We start from the raw sequence: 20,020 nt of genomic DNA on the forward strand, positions 1-20,020 counted from the left end.
CTGCTACTCAAATAAAAGATAGTTAGCTCGTGATCGGCCAAGGCAGCTTCTTAGCGAAGCTGCTCCCACGTTTGTCGGCCGATGCTTGAGTCCAGGGAACGGGCACAGAGTCCATCCTCGCATGGATCTCCCGGTGACAACTGGTTGGGATCCAGGCCCGGTATCACTACTTCTGCGTCGCCGTCTTCGGTCGCAATCGTACGGTTTTCACCGCCGTAACCCACCTGGATGCCGCTTGGCGCATAGCCGCCTACGATATCACCCGCGTTGAAGGTGCCATCGCTGTTAAGGTCGAACACGGGGGTCTCAGAAGGAACGCCGGTTGTCAGTTTAAGATCCATAATAAACCCGGTACGCCCGCTTCCGCAGGGGTCATCATCAGGGATGACGGTAGTGAATCGAACCCGATCCGGGTTTACACCAAACGGGAAGGTTGCCCGGCTGATAACTCGCTCTCCCTGTTTGTTTGAGTTGTAGGCAAGGTCCAGGTACCAGCCTTGCTGATTTGTCGACTGGTTGCTGGAGGTTTCCCGGACCGTAAAGCTGTTGGTACCGTTCCCTGACGCCCTATTCACAACGACATCTTCCTGTCTGGTGATGGTCTGTTGCACCAGGTCATCTCGTTCCAGCCCTGACGCGGTCAGATCGTCTTTTACGGCGTACAGTGTCTGGACATCGTAGTCACCTTCGTCGCCGTTTCGCAGGAAGCTACCGGTACCGAACGCTGCTACGAGTTCGTCACTGTTATTGGGGTTGAGCGCGACCCGGGGAGCCACAGTGATCGGTTGACTATTACCGTCAGGGCTTTCGGCGGTGAATACTTTGGTTGCGTCCCACTTGTTAGTGTTTCCAGTAAGGTCGAATCGCCAAAAATTGCCTAACAGATCGCCAGCGTAGGCATAACGGGTGATGGCATCTGTTTCCGGAAAACTGGTGATGGTAGCGGAGGCAAGGCCGTTTGAGTTCGCAGCGCTACCGGCTCCGGTTTGGAGTTCTTTGACGAGATTGCCGGTTTCCAGGTCAACAACAAACAGACTGGATTGACCGCTGGCCCCGTTGTAGCCATTTCCAAAAATGGCTACCCAGGTTCCATCGTCGAGGCGGGAAATCTGCGGATCGGTCACTCCGTATCCGAGATTCGGATGTTGGAACTCCCACAGCACATCATCTGCTGGAGAGAATGAGCCTGGCTCGGTTATATCAAGCGCAAATACTGTTTTGCCACCTTTGCCCATAGTTCCCAGAAGCACAGTTCGCCACTCGGAACCGTTTCCGTCCTTATCAATATAGGCATCCTGTACTCGTGGTGTGCCATCCATGAAGTATCGGTGGGTGTAGTTGGGCTTCATCAGCTCTGAAATGCGGGCATATGTATTTGAGCCCGAGGGGAGCAGCAGTTCTGATGGAATGTAGCCAAAGAGCTCTTTGCCGGTTTCGCCATCGAAGGCGTGCAGTATGCCGTCGTTGGCAGGCACATACAGTGCATCGATCCGGGTTTGGTAAGTATTAGTAGATCGGAATGAACCGTATTCGCTCCCTTCGGTACCACCCAGGCGTGCAAACCCATAGTTGGTTTTACCGACGAACTGCGGGTTCGCGTTGATGACATCACCCAGAAGCCGGAGGACGGTATTACCTCCAGCGTCAGTGCCCTGCCTGCTTCGGAGAGTTGCGTGAGCGTCATTGTCGCCATGAAGCCAGGCCAGTCGATTATGGCCAAGGTTATCTTGAGTGGCGTTCAGTGTTGGGTCGGCATTCAGCGCATCGCGTTGAGCAGCCGAGAGGTTAGAAAGAGAGCTGGCCGATGCGAATTCCAGATCAATGCCGCTACTTCCATTGTGGGTGATCAATTTCCGGTCTGTCGGGAGCGTCTGTCGCAGAATTTCTTCGGCATCCCAGAGCTGTTTGCCCTGGTCGAAGCTGAACCCTGACAAAGTGCCGGACCAGTCTTCACTGCGGAAGCCCGCAAAGAAACCCAGGGAGTCAGCGCGCAAGACTGCCGAACTGACAGCTGCGGATGAGGCAGATGTCTGTGAGCGAGCAATTACATCACCAAGGAAACTCTTGATTTCGTCGGCGAACTCCTTCGGGTTCTGCGCGCTGGCATAGCCACCGCGACCGTTGATCGCCGCATGGAGCAGGTCATCAATGTTGGCAGGGCTTCGGTTCGAGCCAGGTTCGGGCCAGTTGATGGTGATGTTGTTGTCCGGGTCGAGTGCAGCAAGTGCATCGGCTTCCTTGATGTCGCCTGTGACGCCTAGCCCGATCGTGAAGGTTGTCATGTGCTGCCAGAATGCCGGGTCGGTCGATGTGACGGGGACCTTGTTACCGAGGTCTGTGCGCAGATCGTTTTTCCAGTACTGCATCGCAACATCCGCCAGAGTGTTGGAATGCCCGTCGGTAAATGGCGACACGGCTGTGTAGTTGAAATCGGAGCCATCGGGGTCCGGATTGGTGTAGGACGGTCCCGGCGTATTGTCGACATTTCCGACAGAGGGGCTGCTTCCGTTCCAGATACCATCGGTCATAATAAGGGAGAAACTTTGGCGGCATTCAATATGTGCGGTACTGTCATTGGTGCCAGGAATTTCTCCCCACGGGCCCCGATTGTCAGTACGGGAATAGTACTTGCCGACATCCCTGAGTGCCGTTCTCAGTGGGGTGCCGCCGTTTACACTCTTGTTGTGAAGCCAGGTTAGAAATTGCTGGCGTCGAGCAGCTGTGTATGGGCGCACTCCACTGACAAGGGTATCTGTGTCGTTTACGCCATCAATGGTGTTGTTGTTGACGTTAATGGCGCCATAGCCAACCCGGATATTGTCTGGAAGATCAAAGAAGGCTTCCGTGATCCCCGATTTGGCCGCCAGGGTCCGCGTGCTGTAATAGGAAAACCAGTTCGCATAGTTCTGCTTGATCTCGGCGGATGCATTATTGAGAAGAACGGGGGTGTAACAATCATTTTGTCGGGGGTTGCTGTCGCAACTCGTGGAGGAGTTGAACTGCATGTAGAAACCTTCTTCGATGCTCCCGATACTATCGAAACGTATATCGTCACGAAGATCATCCCTTCCATCGGATTGATCAAACCCGTTTACCCACGCGTTGTTATAATCCGAGTCAGGATAACGACTACTGCCGTCTGGCTTGAATGGCGGCTGATACGTTATTGTTGGGTCGTAGTAGATCTTGTTCACACGGCTGGAGTAGTAATACCGGTTGCCGCCATGCCCATCAAGGTCATCGGGCATGTAACGCCACGCCATGGATCCGGAATCGTCATAGACAAACACCAGGTTTGAATCGACAGATTCTTTCAGAAACAGTGGCACCTGAGCCAGGTTGACCTGTGCCATGGCGGATTGCATTGTGCAGATTGAAAACACAAGGCTGGTGCTGAAGACGCTTAGTTTCGAGTAGCGCGAGCGCTTGTGTGATGCTGTCTTGAACGTTTTCATGGCAAACTCTCCAGTTGGAGTCAGCAATTCATTGTGATGTTTGTCTGGCGACGGTTTTTAACACACGCCGTCATTTACTCTGGTGGTAACAAAACCGTAGATTGGAGTACTGTGACTGCTTCATCGCTTCCCCCTTGGGCCCGAGACGTTGCCAGGTAGCGCTCGAAGCAGGGCTGTCCGGGTTCGATCGGGCACACATCCGCAAGACGCGCGAGATGGTAGGCAGGTTGTGCGCTTACATCCGGACCAGCGACCCCGGTGCCAGATCGGGCAGGGTTGTTGCCATCCCAATCCCACGGGCTGTCGAGCATTGCCTCGCTGAAGGCTGTCACACGGGTACCTGGGGTGTTCAGAATATCGTTTTCACTCTGTCGTAACGTCGCTTCTGAAGCCTGAAACGAAATCGCACTGTCGTGAGCGTTGCTCGCCATGCGTTCCTGCATCACGGATCCCTGCATGCCGCCGATGGCTAGCAGAGAAATGATCAGCAGCATGACAAGGGCCACGATCAAGGTCGCTCCGCGCTGGCGTTTAGTATGAGGGCTAACGTCTACCATAGGCGGCTTCACTCGATTCCGGGTCGCTTTCATTACATTCTCCCCCTGAGTGCAGTGGTGCTGACGGAGATAAGCCGAACACGTCGGTCCCCGTTGTTTGCCTGGGAGACTTCACTGCCAAGCATGTCAAAGTTGCGATTATTTTCTTCTTCCAGCACTTCGTCCTGGCTGCGGGTCATGACCGAGAATCGAACACTCACGATGGTGTTCCAGTCGACTACCTCGTCGGCGGGGACATAATCATCCGCGGCGCTGGTTCCACCGGTATCTTCGCCATAGAGGATCTGCAATGTTTCAACGCCGGAGACCAGCTCCTGGGGGTTCTGGAGCGGTGTCATCATGCGCCGGAATAAGGCAGGCTCTCCGTTGGTGCCCTGGCCGATGTAATAGGCCATTGACGTAAACTGATAGACCCTGGTTTGAGGGTCGTAATTCAGATTGAAGTTATTACCGTTATTGCCCGGATTGACATTGCCGCCAGCCATTACGATGGAATTGGAATTGGCATTGTTGCTCTTCTGAAACATTTCGCCTTCAGAGCAATCGCCACGGGTGGCCAGAACGACGGATCCGGCCTCCACTCCTGAGTCGTCAGCAAGGTTAATACTGTTACCATTCTGGGGAACGGCGGGGTTTAACGGCACACCAATAGAAGTCAGGGCATTGACAATAATGACATCGGAATTGGTGATCACGGAACCCGCAAGATCGGCGGGCAGGTTCGCACCAGCGGTTCCTGAGGCCCAGTTACCGGCGCCGGGCGTTGCCATGGCGTTTGCCAGCGTGACGCTATCTCCCGGGCCGGTTCCCGTGTACTCCCAGCCCTGGAGTGCCTGATCCAGTGGTACCGCCAGGCCGCCATTCAGGCGGTTGTCGACAACCTGGTCAAGTGGTCTGCCCATTTCTGCAAGGCAGCCAAAACTGCCGGCAGAACGGAGATCCGGTGTCAGGACGGCGGAAACAAATCGGGTGCTTTCCTGCGCGTGGGCAAGGCCCTGCGTCTGACGATAGGTCTCATTCCCGCTCAGATAAATTTGGATTACTCCAAGCGTAAGAATGAGGCCGAGAGCTGTTGCAATCAGCAGCTCAACCAGCGACAGGCCTGATTGGCTGGCCCCAGGACGAGTATCGGGGGCAGAGGGAGCGCGGAACTTTGACATGATCAAATCTGAGTCCTCACTACTACAGGGTTCATGGCCTGGTCGTTCTGGTTCCAGTCTATGGTGACTGTAACCACGTTGGTTAAGGGATCGACTGCAACGGTACGCTCAGCCTCTGGAAGAAGGCAGGCGAGGCTGTTTTCCCAGGCGGCAATGTCGTTGGCTGCAACGGTTGCATTTGCCGGTACGAAAGATGTGGCGCAACCACCACCATCAGCGCCCTGCGCGTCGTCCTGAGCCAGGGCATAGTCACCGGGATTGTCGGAATTCGCACGAATTCGGTCCAGCAGGTCTTCCGCGAGCAGGACCGCCTGGCTCCGGCTCTGGGACTGAGAGTTCATTTGCAGGGAAACGACCTGTGTTGAAGCAACGCCCAGTATGCCGATGGCAAGGACCAAGACAGTAATGAGGATCTCGATCATTCCAAGACCGGACTGGTGTCTCGGGGAAGCCAGGCCGGAGCGGTGCTTAGATGTCTGAGTCATAGTTGGAGTCACGGGCATACTTCTCCGTCATCTACTTCGGTTCGTCCAACCGGGCTTACCCGGATCCTTCGGAAGGATATGTCACCACTGGCACAGCCGACCGGAGCGACGGTAAAGGTTTGAGCAGCTTGTGGAACAAGAAACCCGCGCCGGTCAAACACCAGATCGCCTACGCTTTCAGTAAAGGTAAGATTACCAGGTGACTCGAACCCGCGAATCTGGTCATTGGCGCAGTCCCCGGCGTCATCGCCTTCGTGCACACACCAACCGCCCCCCAGGCCACCATCGGTACTGAACGTGACGTTTGTGCCGCGTTTGATGGCTTCTGTTCTTGCAAGTTTAATGGATGACACCAGCAAGTTCGTGCCGGTTACCAGCCGATTGCTTTCTATCAGCCTGCCAAAGCCGGGGAGCGCAACAGTCGCAATGATCGCGAGAATGACCATCGTGATGAGTAGTTCTATGAGCGTGAAACCTGCGGTTCTCTTCAACATGCCAAATTCCGTTGGTAAGCCTCAGGTTAGTAAACCAAAGGCGCCATAGATATGCATCGCCTATTCGATGAACGGTCGAACATCCGGTATGGGCGGTATTCGGCGGCTGAAGATGAGGTTTCGGTCACACTCTGGGGGCAACCATCGGGCCTTTGTTCATGGGCCAGGGCAGGTGATGATCGTTCCCCAGGGAAGTCTGATTTCCCCATCCCCGTCTTCGTCATGGAGTGTCCGAATGCGGCCGCCAATATTGAGGGCCAGGTAACTCATGTCAAATCTTCCGTTGGTTGATGCAGAACACGCGACAAGGCTTCCCATGGTGCCGTGACTCATACCTTTGGCAGATAGCTGGAAGTAGCCTCTTCCGGCTGTTCGGGAATAGAGGCTGGACTGCCCCCTCGTGAGCGTGAACACCCGGTGGACTTTTCCCGCATCCGGTCGCTTGTCGTTGTTTCTGTCTGGAAAGACGGAGACGGCGTTATTCCAGTCATCGGTACACCTCAGCGCGGGAGACAGCGGGCACACGGTGGTCAGGGTTTTCTGGTGGACGGCGTAGGATCGTGCGACGGCAAACATCCGGCGAGTGTCGTTGATCACATCGGTGTGGCGCGTTGAGGAGATAAGCCGAGTCCAGGAGGTGCTGGCAATTCCGGCGAGCATTGCGACCAGCGCGAGCGTGAGAATAAGTTCAACCAGGGTGAAGCCCCTGGTTCGGGCAAGGTATCGCATAGTCAACATCCATGTTGGTGGTTTGGTCTGGGCGCTTTTTTACATCCTGTAGAAAAGCGACATGAATTCTACCGTATATCAATGAACGGTGGTTACCGACGAGAGAATTCTGAGATACCGTTCACTCCATTCCCAGCTTCTTGAGGCGGTACCGAAGCGCTCGAAAGCTGATTCCCAGACGCTTAGCGGCCGCCGTTTTATTCCATCGGGTGGCTTCCAGAGCCTTCTCGATGGCTTGTCTCTCTATGTTCTCCAGGTAGTTTTCCAGGTCAATCTCGCCATCGGGCACCGGGGCAGTCTCGTCATCGTTGGCCTCGCCTTCCGCGATAACCTGGGTGGGGGACGACGCCGTCTGTACACCATTTCCCAGGTGCAGATCGCCGGCATCAATTTGATCGGCATCGCAAAGCGTAAAGGCGCGCTCCAGAACATTTTCGAGTTCCCTTACGTTGCCCGGGAAATCGTACTGTTTGAGCCGCCCGATGGCGCCCTGGGTTAGCGAGGCGGGTTCGCATTCATATTCTTTACCGATTCTTTCGAGAATGTGGCGAGCAAGCAAGGAAATGTCGTCTGGTCGTTCCCGCAAAGGAGGCACAGCCAGTTCAATGACGTTGATCCGGTAGAAAAGGTCTTGCCGAAAAATGCCTTCCTGAACCAGATCTGGAAGGTTCTTATGGGTCGCGCTGAGTACCCGGATATCCACCGGAACTTCCTTGGTATCGCCAACCGGGCGGACAGCCTTTTCCTGAATTGCCCTCAGGAGTTTTACCTGCATTGCCAGAGGCAGGTCAGCAACTTCGTCCAGAAACAAAGTGCCACCGTTGGCAGATCGAAACAGGCCGTCTTTGTTTTCAACGGCCCCGGTAAAGCTGCCCTTTTTGTGCCCAAAAAATTCACTCTCCATCAGTTCAGAGGGGATGGCTCCACAGTTGACAGCTATAAAGGGACCGTCGCGGCGAGGACCCTGCAAATGAATCATTCTTGCGACCAGTTCTTTACCGCTACCCGATTCCCCGCTGATGAAAACGGGTGCTTGGCTTCTGGCCAGTTTCCGAGTTTGGCTTCGGAGTTTTTGAATTTCTGTTGATTTGCCGAGTAACAGACCCGGTTCATCGTCAGTGTCCTGAGTGTTGGCTTCGGCCTCCGACAACCGGAGAGCACTGTTGACCAACTCCCGAAGCCGCGGAAGCTCAACCGGCTTGGACACAAAATCGAAGGCACCGGCCTTCAGGGATTCAATGGCCGTATCCATGTTGCCGTAGGCCGTGATTACAGCCACAGGGGTACAGGGCGTATTCTGCTGTATCCACTGCACAAGCTCGATGCCGTTGCCATCGGGCAGGTTCATGTCTGTCAGGCAGAGTTGTGGTTTGTGTTCACCCAGAAGCTTCTTCGCGCAGGTGATGTCTGGCGCGGTCAGGGTTGTTATTCCCATACGGCTGAGTGTGATTTCCAGAAGGTCCCGGATATCGGGTTCGTCGTCTACGATCAGGGCGGTATGAGTGGTCATTGGATTGTTATCGGTTCCATGTCGTTATTCAGACTACCGGGCTTCCGGATTTGTTAGATCATCCGTCCATGGTGGGCGAATGTAATGCGGAAACAACAGCCGGGCTGGTTGTCCTCTACCAGGGACAGGTGAGCCTGATTAGCCTCGCACAGTTCTCGAGCCAGATAAAGGCCGAGTCCCGTCCCACTCTTGTCGGTTGTGAAAAAAGGTTCAAAAACAGACACGCGGTGCTCCGGAGCGATGCCCGGGCCGAAATCGCGAACATCCACGTAGGCGCGCTCGCCATCGGCGGCCACACCTGCATACAGTTCTATGCGCCGTTCGCCGGTCGTCTGTTTACTATACCGGAGGCCATTGTCACAGAGGTTGACCATCACTTGTTCAATCTGGCTGACATCAAAGCGCGCCAGGGGTAGGTTGCGTTCGGTGCGAAGCAGAATCTCGTCGGATTTCTGGTGTTCGTTACTCTGGGTTTGCAGGTAATCGTCGCGGAACGCGGATAACCATTTGTCGACGTCAATGAGGTCGGTGTCGGCAGCGCGTCGTCTCGACAGGTCAAGCACATTTTCGATGATGCCGTTAACCCGTCGGGAATGCCGTTCGATGATGTCCAGCATTTTGCGATCCCCCTCATCCAGGTTGGGGGATTCGTTCATCAATTGGGACGCGTGGCTGATGGCCCCCAGCGGGTTCCGAATTTCATGGGCAATACCTGCGGTCAGCCGCCCCAGGGACGCCAGCTTCATTTGCTGGGCCTGTTGCGTCACCCTGCTCATGTCATCGATAAATACCAGGATCTGGTCGCCGCGCTGCTGATCGAGCTGAGTGAAATTGGCCTGTACCACGGGCGAGGTTTGTGTAGCCTGGAAAGGTTCTGTTCTGCGGGCAGGGTCTTTCAGCCAGGCATCGAGGCCTCTTCGGAGCGGCCGTGGCAGATTTCGTCCCCGGCTGGGTAATTTCGAGTCCTCGGTGGCAGTGCCAAACAGCAATTCTTCCGCAGCAGCATTAGCCAGGCGGATTCGCCCGAACCGGTCGAGAACAAGTATGCCGGTTCTCATGCGCTGGATAATCTGGCGATTGATCTGCTCCAGTTCGGCAATGCTGCGGGCTCGGGAACTGGCAAGCGCTTCGCTTCGCAGCATGCGCCGGGATATGTATTGGAGGATGAACGCTGCGGCAAAATAGAGAATGCCCAGGGAGCCAGCGCGAACAATTTCATCGGCGGAGTCATCAAACACCAGCACGGACCAGGCCGAGATGCCCAGAGAACAGATAGCACCCAACGCCGCGTAGAAGGTGCCGATCCTGGTAGGGGTAAGTATGTTGCCTGCAGCCACGGAAACGATAACCAGATTCGCCAGGCCATTGGTAATGCCGGTGCTGGCAATCAGGAGTCCATGCAGGAGCAGGATGTCCATCAATATGGATACTGTGATATGGCGGCTTCTGGGCTGAAACCCTGCCAGCATTGTCAGGGCAATGAAGCCATTGATGGCGAGATAGCAGACCACCCCGGCCTGGTAATAATCCATTGCCCGGAAGCGGGAGTCGAAGTTTATAGGGTCCACAAACAGCAACGCCACCAGTATAACGCTGACGACTACACGGTAGTGGTTATAGACCCGAAACAGCCGGCCCCTCTGGTTTGAGGGTGGTGTATCGGTAATGGGCTGCTGATCAGGAGTGGTTGGTTGCGCCATCGTCCAGTGGATATCCCGCGAGAATTCTGATGTCTTGCGGGGTTATAATAGCCTTTTAATGGCAATGAGTTACAGGAGCTGCGTTATGTCCGTGCAAAAGGATGGTCAGGGGCCCGGAAAACTTCGGGTAGTGATGGCCCAACTCGATTTTCTGGTGGGCGATATCCCTGGCAATACCCAAAAGGTGATTGAGGCGACCCGACGCGCGGAACAGGAGCATCAGGCGGATCTGGTTGTGTTCCCGGAGTTGTGTCTTACCGGTTACCCACCGGAAGACCTTTTATTAAGACCCAGTATGGATGTGCGCGTTGCAGACGCGCTGGAAACCTTGCGCGGGGAGCATCTGGGCCCCGCCATCATCGTGGGGGCTCCGATACGGGAGGGCGCTCTACTTTACAACGCTGCGGTCGCCATTGAGCTGGGAAATATAACCGGTCGCTACTTCAAGCGGTTTCCTCCCAATTATCAGGTTTTCGACGAGAAGCGCTATTTTGCCAATGGCGTGGATACTCTGGTCATGGATATCAAAGGGGTGCCAGTGGGCATTACCATCTGTGAGGACATTTGGAGCGAGGGGCCGGTGGAAGACGCTGCCGCGGCAGGCGCCAGACTGGTCGTCAACCTCAATGCATCACCCTACGATATTGACAAGCAGGTGCGGCGAAAGGCTCTGGTAGAACGCAAGGCTTTTGAGAATCGGGTGAGTATTGTCTACGTCAATCTGATTGGCGGGCAGGACGAACTGGTCTTTGATGGTGGCTCTGTGGTTTACGACCATTCCGGGGTGCTTGCAGCCGAAGCACCACAGTTCAGCGAAGGGCTCTATCCGGTGGACTTCGTCTGTGAGCATCATTGCCAGCCAATCCCGCAGCCTGCCGTTGCCGAACCGTCGCTGGAGGAAAATGTCTACAAGGCCCTGGTCCTGGGAGTGCGGGACTACGTCAACAAGAATGGTTTTAAATCCGTTGTTCTGGGGCTCTCCGGCGGTATCGATTCAGCGGTGACTCTGGCTGTTGCGGCGGATGCCCTGGGGGCCGACCGGGTACGCGCGGTGATGATGCCTTTTCGCTATACCTCGGGTATGAGTATTGAAGACGCGGAAGCCGAGGCCGTGGCCCTGGGCGTTCAATACGACGTGTTCTCCATTGAGCCGATGTACGATGCCTTTATGAAAACATTGGCGGCCCCGTTTGAGGGCACGCAACCTGACACCACCGAGGAGAATCTGCAGGCCCGGCTGCGGGGCGTTCTGTTGATGTCTCTGTCCAACAAGTTCGGTTCGCTGGTGCTGACGACTGGCAACAAAAGTGAAATGGCGGTGGGCTACTCGACCCTGTACGGGGATATGGCCGGCGGCTTTGATGTGCTCAAGGACGTTCCCAAAACCCTGGTTTTTCGCCTCGCCTGGTATCGCAACAGTGTTTCGCAGGTGATTCCGGAACGGGTCATTACCCGTCCGCCGTCGGCAGAGCTGGCACCGGATCAGAAAGACGAGGATAGCCTGCCGGGATACGACGTTCTTGATCAGATCCTCAATCTCTACGTGGAGCGGGATCTCAGTGCCGATGCCATTGTCGCTCAGGGGTTCGACAGGGTGGATGTCGATCGCGTGGTGCGGCTGGTGGATATTAACGAATATAAGCGCAGGCAGGCGCCGATAGGCGTGAGAATTACCGAAAGGGGGTTTGGTAAGGATCGGCGTTACCCGATTACCAATGGCTGGAAAAGTGGAAAGTAGATTGCGGTAGGGCTGCCTGATTGCTCGGGCAGCCCTGCCAAATGTTATTCGTCGCCCATCAGGCCGAAGGTGACCACGCTAGACAGGGAGCGGTCCTCGCGTTTGAGTATGTCTGGCTGGAACTCTCCGTTCTCATTGAAGGCGGCGCTGTCCGGGAAGTTCTCTTTCAGCATTGCCACGGCATCCGTTGCTCCTTTTTTCAGATCCATGAAACGGAACGTTTCCGCCAGGATGATCAAGGCTTCTTCGACGGACGGCGTCGTTGAATAATTTTCGATAATGTATCGAGCTCGGTTGTTCGCCGCGATGTAAGCTTCACGGCTGATGTAATATCGTGCCGCGTAAAGTTCCAGTTCAGCCAGACGGTTGCGGATCGCAATCATGCGCTGGCGGGCATCTGGAGCGTATTCGCTGGAGGGGTAGCGGTTCAGCAGCTCGGAAAAGTCCCGGAACGCCTGGCGCTGTTCGCCGGGGTCTCTTGCCGAAACGTCCACCGGGAAGTAGCGGGCAGCCAGGCCAATATCCAGATTATAGGATGCCAGTCCTCGCATATAGAGCGCATAGTCGGCGTGATCGCTCTGTGGATTCAGTCTGAGAAAACGGTCTGCCGCCGCGCGGGCCCCTTCCAGGTCAAGATTCTGGTAGCGGGCATAAATGAGGTCCAATTGGGCCTGTTCCGCATAGCGGCCAAATGGGTAGTAGGTTTCCAGATAGTCGAGGTTCTGCTCGGCTTCGTTGAAGTTGCCCGAGTTCATCGCATCGCGGGCATTTTCGTAATAGGTTTGTTCCGGCAGCACTTCTTCCTGCTTATCGTTCGATGCGCAGGCACTGATGAATAGCGCTGCGGTGGTGACTAGCAGTAATCGGACAACTGATCTCATGCCGGAATCCCGTATAATGGCAAAATTCGAAACGTCGGCCATTGTAACGGGGATCCGTTCACATGTGCAGTGGCACGCGCCGTGGATTCAGAAATTCTGACTCAAACGTAACACTCATACCGGCCCCGGGGGCTCAATGTCATCTGAAAACCGTATTATCGCCAGCTTCTCCATTCCACCGGAGCACAGCGACCGCCGCCTGGATCAGGCTGCGGCCGAACTGATGCCGGAGCACTCGCGCTCCCGACTGCAGGGCTGGATCAAAAGCGGCGCACTGACGGTCAATGGAAAAACCTGTAAGCCCCGGGACAAGGTAATGCTGGGCGACCGGCTCGATCTGGACGCGGAGCCGGAAGCGCAAGTCAGTTGGGAAGCGGAATCGATAGACCTGGATATTGTGTATGAAGACGAGCACCTGTTGGTCATTAACAAGCCTGCGGGCCTCGTGGTCCACCCGGCGGCAGGCCACGCTGACGGCACCCTGGTCAATGCCCTGCTCAACCATGCCCCGGAAGTGGAGAACCTGCCCAGAGCAGGGATTGTGCATCGTCTCGACAAAGATACGTCCGGCATCATGGTGGTAGCGCGCAGCCTGATTGCTCATACATCGCTGGTCGACCAGTTGCAGACCCGGACCATGGGGCGGGAATACGAAGCCATTGTGGTTGGCACCCTTACTGGAGGCTCGACGGTGGATGCACCGATTGGTCGTCATCCCCGTGAACGCAAGAAAATGGCGGTTGTGCCCACCGGTAAGCCGGCGGTAACGCATTATCGCCTGGTGGAGCGCTTCGCAGCGCACACCCACGTTCGCTGTAAGCTGGAGAGCGGCCGTACCCACCAGATACGGGTGCATATGGCCCACGTGAAACATCCATTGGTGGGCGACCCTCAGTATGGCGGTCGGCTACGTCTGCCGAAAGGCACAACAGACGAACTGAGGGACGTGCTTGCCAGTTTCCAGCGGCAGGCGCTCCATGCACGCCAGTTGACATTGGAACACCCGCAAACCGGTGAGATACTGACTTGGGAGGTACCACTGCCCGATGACATCGAGGGTCTGCTGGCCGCACTTCGAAAGCACGTTAAGGAGTTGGAGAACCATGACGTCTGAACTGCCGGTGATTGTCCCTGACTGGCCCGCTCCGTCTTGGGTGCATGCCGCATGCACGACGAGAATGGGCGGGGTCAGCCAGGCGCCGTGGCAATCCCTGAACCTCGGCACGCATGTGGGAGATCATCCCGATGATGTTGCGAAAAATCGGTCCCTGCTTGGGCAGTGGGCTGAGCCCGGCGCTCAGTCGTTCGGTTGGCTTAACCAGGTTCATGGTACTGACGTTGTTGAGTTGCCGCAGTCGGGTGCGGTCACCGCGGATGCCAGTGTGACCTCCCAGCCTGGGGTGGCATGTGTGGTGATGACAGCGGACTGTCTTCCGGTGCTTTTCTGTAACCCCGCCAGTGGCCAGGTGGCCGCTGCCCATGCTGGCTGGCGCGGCTTGTGTGGTGGTGTTCTGGAGCGAACGGTTGAGTATCTGGGTAATCCTGCTGCCGTCCTGGCGTGGTTGGGGCCGGCCATTGGTCCTGAGCAGTTTGAGGTTGGCCCCGAGGTCAGGGAGGCTTTCCTGATGAGCGATTCCCAATCGGGTGATGCATTCATTTCCAGCCCTCGAAATCCTACCCATTATCTTGCGGATATCTATGAGCTTGCCCGGCAGAGGCTGGCAATGGCAGGTGTGCTTCAGGTCTACGGTGGTGAATTCTGCACGGTGACCGATCGTGAGCGTTTTTTCTCCTATCGTCGAGACGGGCAAACCGGGAGAATGGCAAGCCTGATATTCATCTCATGACATTCGTCAATTTTCTGACACTTTCCCGTCCGGTCTGCTTGAACTCCCACCAATCGCCCCTACATTAACTGTCAAAGCAGACGCAATGTCGCCGATGGAATTCTCCCATCGGTTCAGTGACAGAGATTTGGGAAGACCGAATTATGAGAATCGACAAACTGACCAGCAAACTCCAGACAGCACTGGCCGACGCCCAGTCGCTAGCGGTAGGCAGGGATCACAACTTTATAGAACCCGTGCACCTGATGCAGGCGCTGATGGACCAGGAAGGCAGCTCCATCAAGCCGCTGTTGAAACAATCGGGCGCTGAGCCTTCCCGGATACGCCAGGCTGTGGCCCGGGAGATTGAAAACCTGCCGGAAGTGCAGGGCTCTGCCGGCGATGTCTCTATGTCAAACGATATGGGCCGGCTCTTCAATATTGCCGACAAGCTGGCGCAGAAACGTGGTGACCAGTTCATTTCCAGCGAATTGCTGCTGCTGGCCGCACTAGAGGATCGGGGCAGCCTTGGGCGGGTTCTGCGGGAGCAGGGTGTCGACAAATCCGCATTGGAGCGTGCCATCGATGAGGTCAGAGGCGGTGAGTCGGTTGACGATGCGTCTGCAGAAGAGCATCGACAGGCGCTTTCCAAATACACCATTGATCTGACCGAACGTGCCGAGGCTGGCAAATTGGACCCGGTGATTGGTCGCGATGATGAAATCCGTCGGACCATTCAGGTACTGCAGCGTCGTCGCAAGAACAATCCGGTGCTCATTGGTGAGCCCGGTGTGGGTAAAACCGCAATTGTAGAAGGACTTGCCCAGCGCATTGTCAACGGCGAGGTGCCAGAAGGGCTCAAGAACAAGCGCGTGCTGTCTTTGGATATGGGCTCGCTGATTGCGGGCGCCAAGTTCCGGGGTGAGTTTGAAGAGCGCCTCAAATCTGTGCTGAATGAGTTGTCCAAGCAGGAAGGGCAGATCATCCTGTTCATCGACGAAATTCACACCATGGTCGGCGCCGGTAAAGCGGAAGGTTCCATGGACGCCGGCAATATGCTCAAGCCCGCCCTGTCGCGCGGGGAGTTACATTGCGTGGGCGCCACCACCCTTGACGAGTATCGCGAGAATATTGAGAAAGACGCGGCCCTTGAGCGTCGGTTCCAGAAGGTATTGGTCTCCGAGCCTACCGAGGAGGACACCATAGCGATCCTCCGCGGCCTGAAGGAGCGCTACGAAGTTCATCACGGCGTGGAAGTCACAGACGGTGCCATCATCGCAGCGGCCAAGTTGTCTCATCGTTACATCGCTGACCGTCAGTTGCCGGACAAGGCCATTGATCTGGTGGATGAGGCTGCAAGCCAGATCCGCATGGAGATGGACTCCAAGCCAGAAGCGCTGGATCGCCTTGAGCGGCGTTTGATCCAATTGAAAATAGAGCGGGAGGCGTTGAAAAAGGAAACCGATGCCGCCTCCAAGAAGCGGCTTTCTGAGCTCTCGGATGTCATCTCCGGTATCGAGCGTGAGTACGCGGACCTGGAAGAGGTCTGGAATACCGAAAAAGCGGCACTGCATGGTTCCCAGAAGATCAAGAGCCAACTGGAACAAGCCCGGATCGACCTGGAAAATGCCCGCCGTGCCGGCGATCTCGGGCGCATGTCGGAGTTGCAATACGGCAGGATTCCGGAGCTGGAGCGCCAACTGGATATGGCGAGCCAGGCGGAAATGATGGAGATGAAGCTGCTGCGTAACCGCGTGACCGATGAGGAAATCGCCGAAGTGGTGTCCAAGTGGACGGGTATTCCGGTTTCGAAGATGCTCGAGGGCGAACGCGACAAGCTGATGCGAATGGAGGAAGCCCTCCATGGGCGTGTCATCGGTCAGGACGAAGCCGTTGAGGCCGTGTCCAACGCGGTTCGTCGGTCCCGTGCAGGACTGTCAGACCCTCACCGCCCTAATGGTTCTTTCCTGTTCCTGGGGCCGACCGGTGTGGGTAAGACTGAGCTCTGCAAAGCCCTGGCGTCGTTCCTCTTTGATACCGAGGAGGCCATGGTTCGAATCGACATGTCTGAGTTCATGGAGAAGCATTCCGTCGCTCGGCTGATCGGTGCCCCTCCGGGATACGTTGGTTATGAAGAGGGTGGCTACCTGACCGAGGCCGTCCGCCGCCGGCCCTACTCAGTGTTGTTGTTGGATGAAGTTGAGAAGGCGCACCCGGACGTATTTAATATTCTGTTGCAGGTTCTTGAGGATGGGCGCCTGACAGATGGTCAGGGTAGAACGGTGGATTTTCGCAATACCGTCATCGTGATGACCTCAAACCTGGGGTCGGACATCATTCAGCAGAAAGCGGGTGAGGAAAACTACGAGTCCATGAAGAAGGACGTTATGGACGTAGTGGGTACTCACTTCAGGCCAGAGTTCATTAACCGGGTGGATGAGGTGGTGGTGTTTCATCCGCTGGCTGAAAGCCAGATTCAGGGCATTGCCCGGATTCAGATTAATGCTCTGGGCAAGCGCCTGAAAGAGCAGGATATGTCGTTGATGCTGGACGACGCAGCGATGGAGTTGCTGGCGGAAGTTGGCTACGACCCCGTTTACGGTGCTCGTCCATTGAAGCGGGCCATTCAGCGGATGATTGAGAATCCGCTGGCCCAGAGGTTATTGCAAGGGGACTTCCTGCCCGGTGATACCATTCGTGGGTCGGTCAAAGATCATGGTTTGGAGTTCTTGAAAGCGTAATGTCAGGAGCGACGAGGCGGAGCATTGTGCTCTCCCTCGTCCGGATCCAACCAGAGTGTCTCTTGCATTAACCTTCGGCAGGTTCGCCGCAGTTTTCCTCTGCGATTTTCTCAAACTGCTGTTTCTGCTCCTCGATTTCTTCGGGGGTCAGATACCGCAGTTCCCCTTCCTCTTCTATACGGATCCTGCTGTTCTGCTGAATTAGCTTAAGATTGGTGCGTGCGGTTTCGCAGTTGGCTTCCCGTTGTTTGCGCCGCGCTTCCTCTACGGCGCTTTCCTGGCGCTTCTCGCTTTCTTTGGCTTTCTGGGTTTCGAGCTGTTCCAATTGTTCCTGCGGGCTCATCCGGTTGCCTCCGGAGGATTTGCCGGTGCGAATATTGACGGACTCCGCCTGCTGTCCGGTTGGCTGCCGATCGCCAAAGTGCGTAACCCCGTCTTCGTCGGTCCATTTATACACGGAAGCCGCGAAAGCCATTGATGGTGTCGCAGCCAGAAGTACTGCCAGGGTGAGGGTTTTTCTGTTCATGCCGTTGCTCATTCCGCGTTAGCCTTGTCGAAGTTCCGCCCGTAGCGGCCCCGTCTCTATGTTAGCCTATGTTTATCATGCCATTTGTAAAGGCAAGTTTCTTCAATCTGGTTCAAATAGTTGCACAAAGTATGGCAGACCTTCGGTGGGTACGGGCAGAGAAAACAGCCGCCGCTATTGACAGGGAGTTTAGCGCTGTCAAAATTACCGATTGCCTGAAGACTGGGGTCAATACGGCAGGCAATCCCGAGCGAGTATCCCCCGTTAATTACCACACTGAATGCCCCGCGCAGGTCGCGGACTGGTTGTTGCTTACGTGCAACCCGTTGATTGGCCGTTCTCCGCAACCCTCAGGAGGGCGGCTGGCCAGGAGACAACCTCTTAATAGCTGGTGTGGCGGAGTATCCGGTTCAGCTTTCACAAGAAGCATGATGTCCGGACATCCAGGCAACCGGGACGTTTCCCGGCTCATTCACTCGTAGAAGAGGGTAGAACATCGTGGAGTTATTGTCTGGCGCCGATATGCTGATCCGGTCCCTGCAAGATGAGGGGGTCGAATACATATATGGCTATCCGGGTGGTGCAGCGTTGCATATTTATGACGCGCTGTTCAGGCAGGACAAAGTCAAGCACATTCTGGTGCGTCACGAGCAGGCTGCGGTCCACATGGCCGACGGTTATGCCCGTGCTACCGGATTACCGGGCACCGTTCTGGTAACCTCGGGTCCTGGAGCCACCAACACCATCACTGGCATTGCCACTGCCTTCATGGATTCCATCCCGATGGTGGTCCTGTGCGGTCAGGTTGCATCGACTCTGATTGGTGAAGATGCATTCCAGGAGACCGATATGATCGGTGTCTCCCGTCCTGTCGTGAAACACAACCTGAGTGTCCGTCATCCGGAAGAGATCCCCGAGATCGTTCGCAAGGCCTATTACATTGCCTCGACAGGTCGTCCCGGACCGGTTGTTGTTGATATCCCGAAAGATATGACAACGCCAAACGAGCGCTACGAGTATGTCTTTCCCAAGAAGGTCAAGCTCCGTTCGTACAATCCGGCCATTCGTGGCCACGCTGGGCAGATCAAGAAAGCCGTCGATATGCTCATGGCAGCCAAGCGTCCCATTATTTATGCGGGCGGCGGTGTCATCCTCGGCAAAGCCACGGATCAGCTGACCGAGTTGGTCAGGATGTTGGGTTATCCGATTACCAACACTCTGATGGGCATTGGGTGTTATCCGGCCTCCGATACTCAGCACATCGGCTGGCTGGGTATGCATGGCACCTACGAATCCAACATGGCCATGCATCATTCGGATCTTATCCTCTGTGTGGGGGCGCGATTCGATGACCGGGTGACCAACGCGACAGAAAAATTCTGTCCCGGTGCCCGCATTGTCCATATCGATATCGACCCGGCCTCCATCTCCAAAACCATTGATGCGGATGTTCCCATTGTTGGCCCGGTGGATGCGGTGCTTAAGGAAATGATCACTCTCGTCAAAGAGAGCAAGGAAAAGCCTGACGCCGATGCAATTGCTGCCTGGTGGAAGCAGATTGAAGAGTGGCGGGCATTCCATGGCATGCGTTACGAGACCAGCCCGGATGTCATCAAGCCTCAGGAAGTGGTGGAGGCGCTCTGGAAGCTTACCAATGGTGAAGCCTTTGTGACCTCCGATGTGGGTCAGCACCAGATGTTTGCAGCCCAGTACTACAAGTTTGATAAACCCAATCGCTGGATCAACTCCGGCGGCCTTGGCACCATGGGCTTCGGCCTGCCAGCGGCTATGGGGGTCAAGTTGAACTTCCCCGATGACGAGGTGCTTTGCATTACCGGTGAAGGCAGTATCCAGATGAATATCCAGGAGCTGTCGACCTGTAGTCAGTACGATATTCCAGTAAAGATCATCAATCTGAATAACCAGGCCCTTGGTATGGTCAAGCAGTGGCAGGACATGAACTACGAGTCCCGTCACTCCCAGTCCTACATGGAGTCCCTGCCGGACTTCATCAAACTGGCAGAGGCCTATGGTCACGTTGGTGTCCGAATCGACCGAAAGGAAGATCTGGTGCCAAAGCTCAAAGAAGTGCTGGCGATGAAAGACCGGCTGGTTTTCGTTGATATCTACGTGGACCGTTTTGAACACGTCTACCCGATGCAGGTGGCCCGTGGTTCAATGAAGGACATGTGGCTCAGCAAGACGGAGAGGGTCTGAT

General features: G+C 55.7%; 15 protein-coding genes. 5 read left to right on the forward strand and 10 right to left on the reverse strand.

The window, feature by feature from the left end:
* Positions 1-50: 50 nt before the first annotated feature.
* From AAGD24_RS04995 to AAGD24_RS05030, 8 genes are all read right to left on the reverse strand, one after another.
* Complete coding sequence (locus tag AAGD24_RS04995; RefSeq protein ID WP_075195686.1) at positions 51-3,455, reverse strand: pilus assembly protein; 3,405 nt, start codon at positions 3,453-3,455, stop codon at positions 51-53.
* Positions 3,456-3,529: 74 nt separating this feature from the next.
* Complete coding sequence (locus AAGD24_RS05000) at positions 3,530-4,045, reverse strand: PilX N-terminal domain-containing pilus assembly protein (protein WP_075195687.1); 516 nt, start codon at positions 4,043-4,045, stop codon at positions 3,530-3,532.
* On the reverse strand, positions 4,045-5,172 hold the full coding sequence (locus AAGD24_RS05005) for a PilW family protein (RefSeq protein ID WP_075195688.1): 1,128 nt from the start codon (positions 5,170-5,172) through the stop codon (positions 4,045-4,047). The genes AAGD24_RS05000 and AAGD24_RS05005 overlap by 1 nt, the downstream gene beginning before the upstream one ends.
* A gap of 2 nt (positions 5,173-5,174) precedes the next feature.
* Complete coding sequence (gene pilV, locus AAGD24_RS05010) at positions 5,175-5,657, reverse strand: type IV pilus modification protein PilV (protein ID WP_178380785.1); 483 nt, start codon at positions 5,655-5,657, stop codon at positions 5,175-5,177.
* Between the two features lie 8 nt (positions 5,658-5,665).
* On the reverse strand, positions 5,666-6,151 hold the full coding sequence (locus AAGD24_RS05015) for a GspH/FimT family pseudopilin (protein ID WP_083637211.1): 486 nt from the start codon (positions 6,149-6,151) through the stop codon (positions 5,666-5,668).
* Positions 6,152-6,307: 156 nt separating this feature from the next.
* Positions 6,308-6,880 carry a GspH/FimT family pseudopilin gene (locus AAGD24_RS05020; RefSeq protein ID WP_169052462.1) on the reverse strand — a complete coding sequence of 191 codons (573 nt, stop codon included), beginning with the start codon at positions 6,878-6,880 and terminating at the stop codon, positions 6,308-6,310.
* Positions 6,881-7,001: 121 nt separating this feature from the next.
* Positions 7,002-8,390, reverse strand: coding sequence for a sigma-54 dependent transcriptional regulator (locus AAGD24_RS05025; RefSeq protein WP_075195691.1), 1,389 nt, complete (start codon positions 8,388-8,390; stop codon positions 7,002-7,004).
* A gap of 53 nt (positions 8,391-8,443) precedes the next feature.
* Complete coding sequence (locus AAGD24_RS05030) at positions 8,444-10,090, reverse strand: PAS domain-containing sensor histidine kinase (RefSeq protein ID WP_075195692.1); 1,647 nt, start codon at positions 10,088-10,090, stop codon at positions 8,444-8,446.
* Between the two features lie 85 nt (positions 10,091-10,175).
* Here AAGD24_RS05030 and AAGD24_RS05035 point away from each other — a divergent pair, with 85 nt between their 5' ends.
* A complete protein-coding gene (locus AAGD24_RS05035; RefSeq protein ID WP_075195693.1) occupies positions 10,176-11,828 on the forward strand; it encodes an NAD+ synthase in 1,653 nt (550 codons plus the stop codon).
* A 44-nt stretch (positions 11,829-11,872) separates the two neighbouring features.
* Here AAGD24_RS05035 and AAGD24_RS05040 read toward each other — a convergent pair whose 3' ends face one another.
* Positions 11,873-12,709, reverse strand: coding sequence for an outer membrane protein assembly factor BamD (locus tag AAGD24_RS05040; RefSeq protein ID WP_041336829.1), 837 nt, complete (start codon positions 12,707-12,709; stop codon positions 11,873-11,875).
* 136 nt (positions 12,710-12,845) lie between these two features.
* Here AAGD24_RS05040 and rluD point away from each other — a divergent pair, with 136 nt between their 5' ends.
* The 3 genes from rluD to clpB all read left to right on the forward strand — a co-directional run bounded on the left by rluD (position 12,846) and on the right by clpB (position 17,276).
* A complete protein-coding gene (gene rluD, locus AAGD24_RS05045; RefSeq protein WP_036203682.1) occupies positions 12,846-13,823 on the forward strand; it encodes a 23S rRNA pseudouridine(1911/1915/1917) synthase RluD in 978 nt (325 codons plus the stop codon).
* Entirely contained in the window at positions 13,813-14,556 is a 744-nt protein-coding gene (pgeF, locus tag AAGD24_RS05050) for a peptidoglycan editing factor PgeF (protein ID WP_075195694.1), read from the forward strand. Before rluD ends, pgeF begins: the two co-directional genes overlap by 11 nt.
* Before the next feature lie 143 nt (positions 14,557-14,699).
* Entirely contained in the window at positions 14,700-17,276 is a 2,577-nt protein-coding gene (gene clpB, locus AAGD24_RS05055) for an ATP-dependent chaperone ClpB (RefSeq protein ID WP_036203689.1), read from the forward strand.
* A 67-nt stretch (positions 17,277-17,343) separates the two neighbouring features.
* Here clpB and AAGD24_RS05060 read toward each other — a convergent pair whose 3' ends face one another.
* Complete coding sequence (locus AAGD24_RS05060) at positions 17,344-17,802, reverse strand: DUF4124 domain-containing protein (RefSeq protein WP_036205671.1); 459 nt, start codon at positions 17,800-17,802, stop codon at positions 17,344-17,346.
* 498 nt (positions 17,803-18,300) lie between these two features.
* On the opposite strand from AAGD24_RS05060, the gene AAGD24_RS05065 reads away from it, so the two are divergent.
* A complete protein-coding gene (locus tag AAGD24_RS05065; RefSeq protein ID WP_075195695.1) occupies positions 18,301-20,019 on the forward strand; it encodes an acetolactate synthase 3 large subunit in 1,719 nt (572 codons plus the stop codon).
* Position 20,020 lies beyond the last annotated feature (1 nt).

The organism is Marinobacter sp. M5B (assembly GCF_042604615.1).
Lineage (GTDB): Bacteria > Pseudomonadota > Gammaproteobacteria > Pseudomonadales > Oleiphilaceae > Marinobacter > Marinobacter salarius.

Bases quoted from the DNA above. Each gene is read 5' to 3' on its own strand.
- AAGD24_RS04995 (WP_075195686.1), bottom strand. From the start codon at position 3,455: ATGAAAACGTTCAAGACAGCATCACACAAGCGCTCGCGCTACTCGAAA.
- AAGD24_RS05000 (WP_075195687.1), bottom strand. From the start codon at position 4,045: ATGAAAGCGACCCGGAATCGAGTGAAGCCGCCTATGGTAGACGTTAGC.
- AAGD24_RS05005 (WP_075195688.1), bottom strand. From the start codon at position 5,172: ATGTCAAAGTTCCGCGCTCCCTCTGCCCCCGATACTCGTCCTGGGGCC.
- pilV (WP_178380785.1), bottom strand. From the start codon at position 5,657: ATGACTCAGACATCTAAGCACCGCTCCGGCCTGGCTTCCCCGAGACAC.
- AAGD24_RS05015 (WP_083637211.1), bottom strand. From the start codon at position 6,151: ATGTTGAAGAGAACCGCAGGTTTCACGCTCATAGAACTACTCATCACG.
- AAGD24_RS05020 (WP_169052462.1), bottom strand. From the start codon at position 6,880: ATGCGATACCTTGCCCGAACCAGGGGCTTCACCCTGGTTGAACTTATT.
- AAGD24_RS05025 (WP_075195691.1), bottom strand. From the start codon at position 8,390: ATGACCACTCATACCGCCCTGATCGTAGACGACGAACCCGATATCCGG.
- AAGD24_RS05030 (WP_075195692.1), bottom strand. From the start codon at position 10,090: ATGGCGCAACCAACCACTCCTGATCAGCAGCCCATTACCGATACACCA.
- AAGD24_RS05035 (WP_075195693.1), top strand. From the start codon at position 10,176: ATGTCCGTGCAAAAGGATGGTCAGGGGCCCGGAAAACTTCGGGTAGTG.
- AAGD24_RS05040 (WP_041336829.1), bottom strand. From the start codon at position 12,709: ATGAGATCAGTTGTCCGATTACTGCTAGTCACCACCGCAGCGCTATTC.
- rluD (WP_036203682.1), top strand. From the start codon at position 12,846: ATGTCATCTGAAAACCGTATTATCGCCAGCTTCTCCATTCCACCGGAG.
- pgeF (WP_075195694.1), top strand. From the start codon at position 13,813: ATGACGTCTGAACTGCCGGTGATTGTCCCTGACTGGCCCGCTCCGTCT.
- clpB (WP_036203689.1), top strand. From the start codon at position 14,700: ATGAGAATCGACAAACTGACCAGCAAACTCCAGACAGCACTGGCCGAC.
- AAGD24_RS05060 (WP_036205671.1), bottom strand. From the start codon at position 17,802: ATGAACAGAAAAACCCTCACCCTGGCAGTACTTCTGGCTGCGACACCA.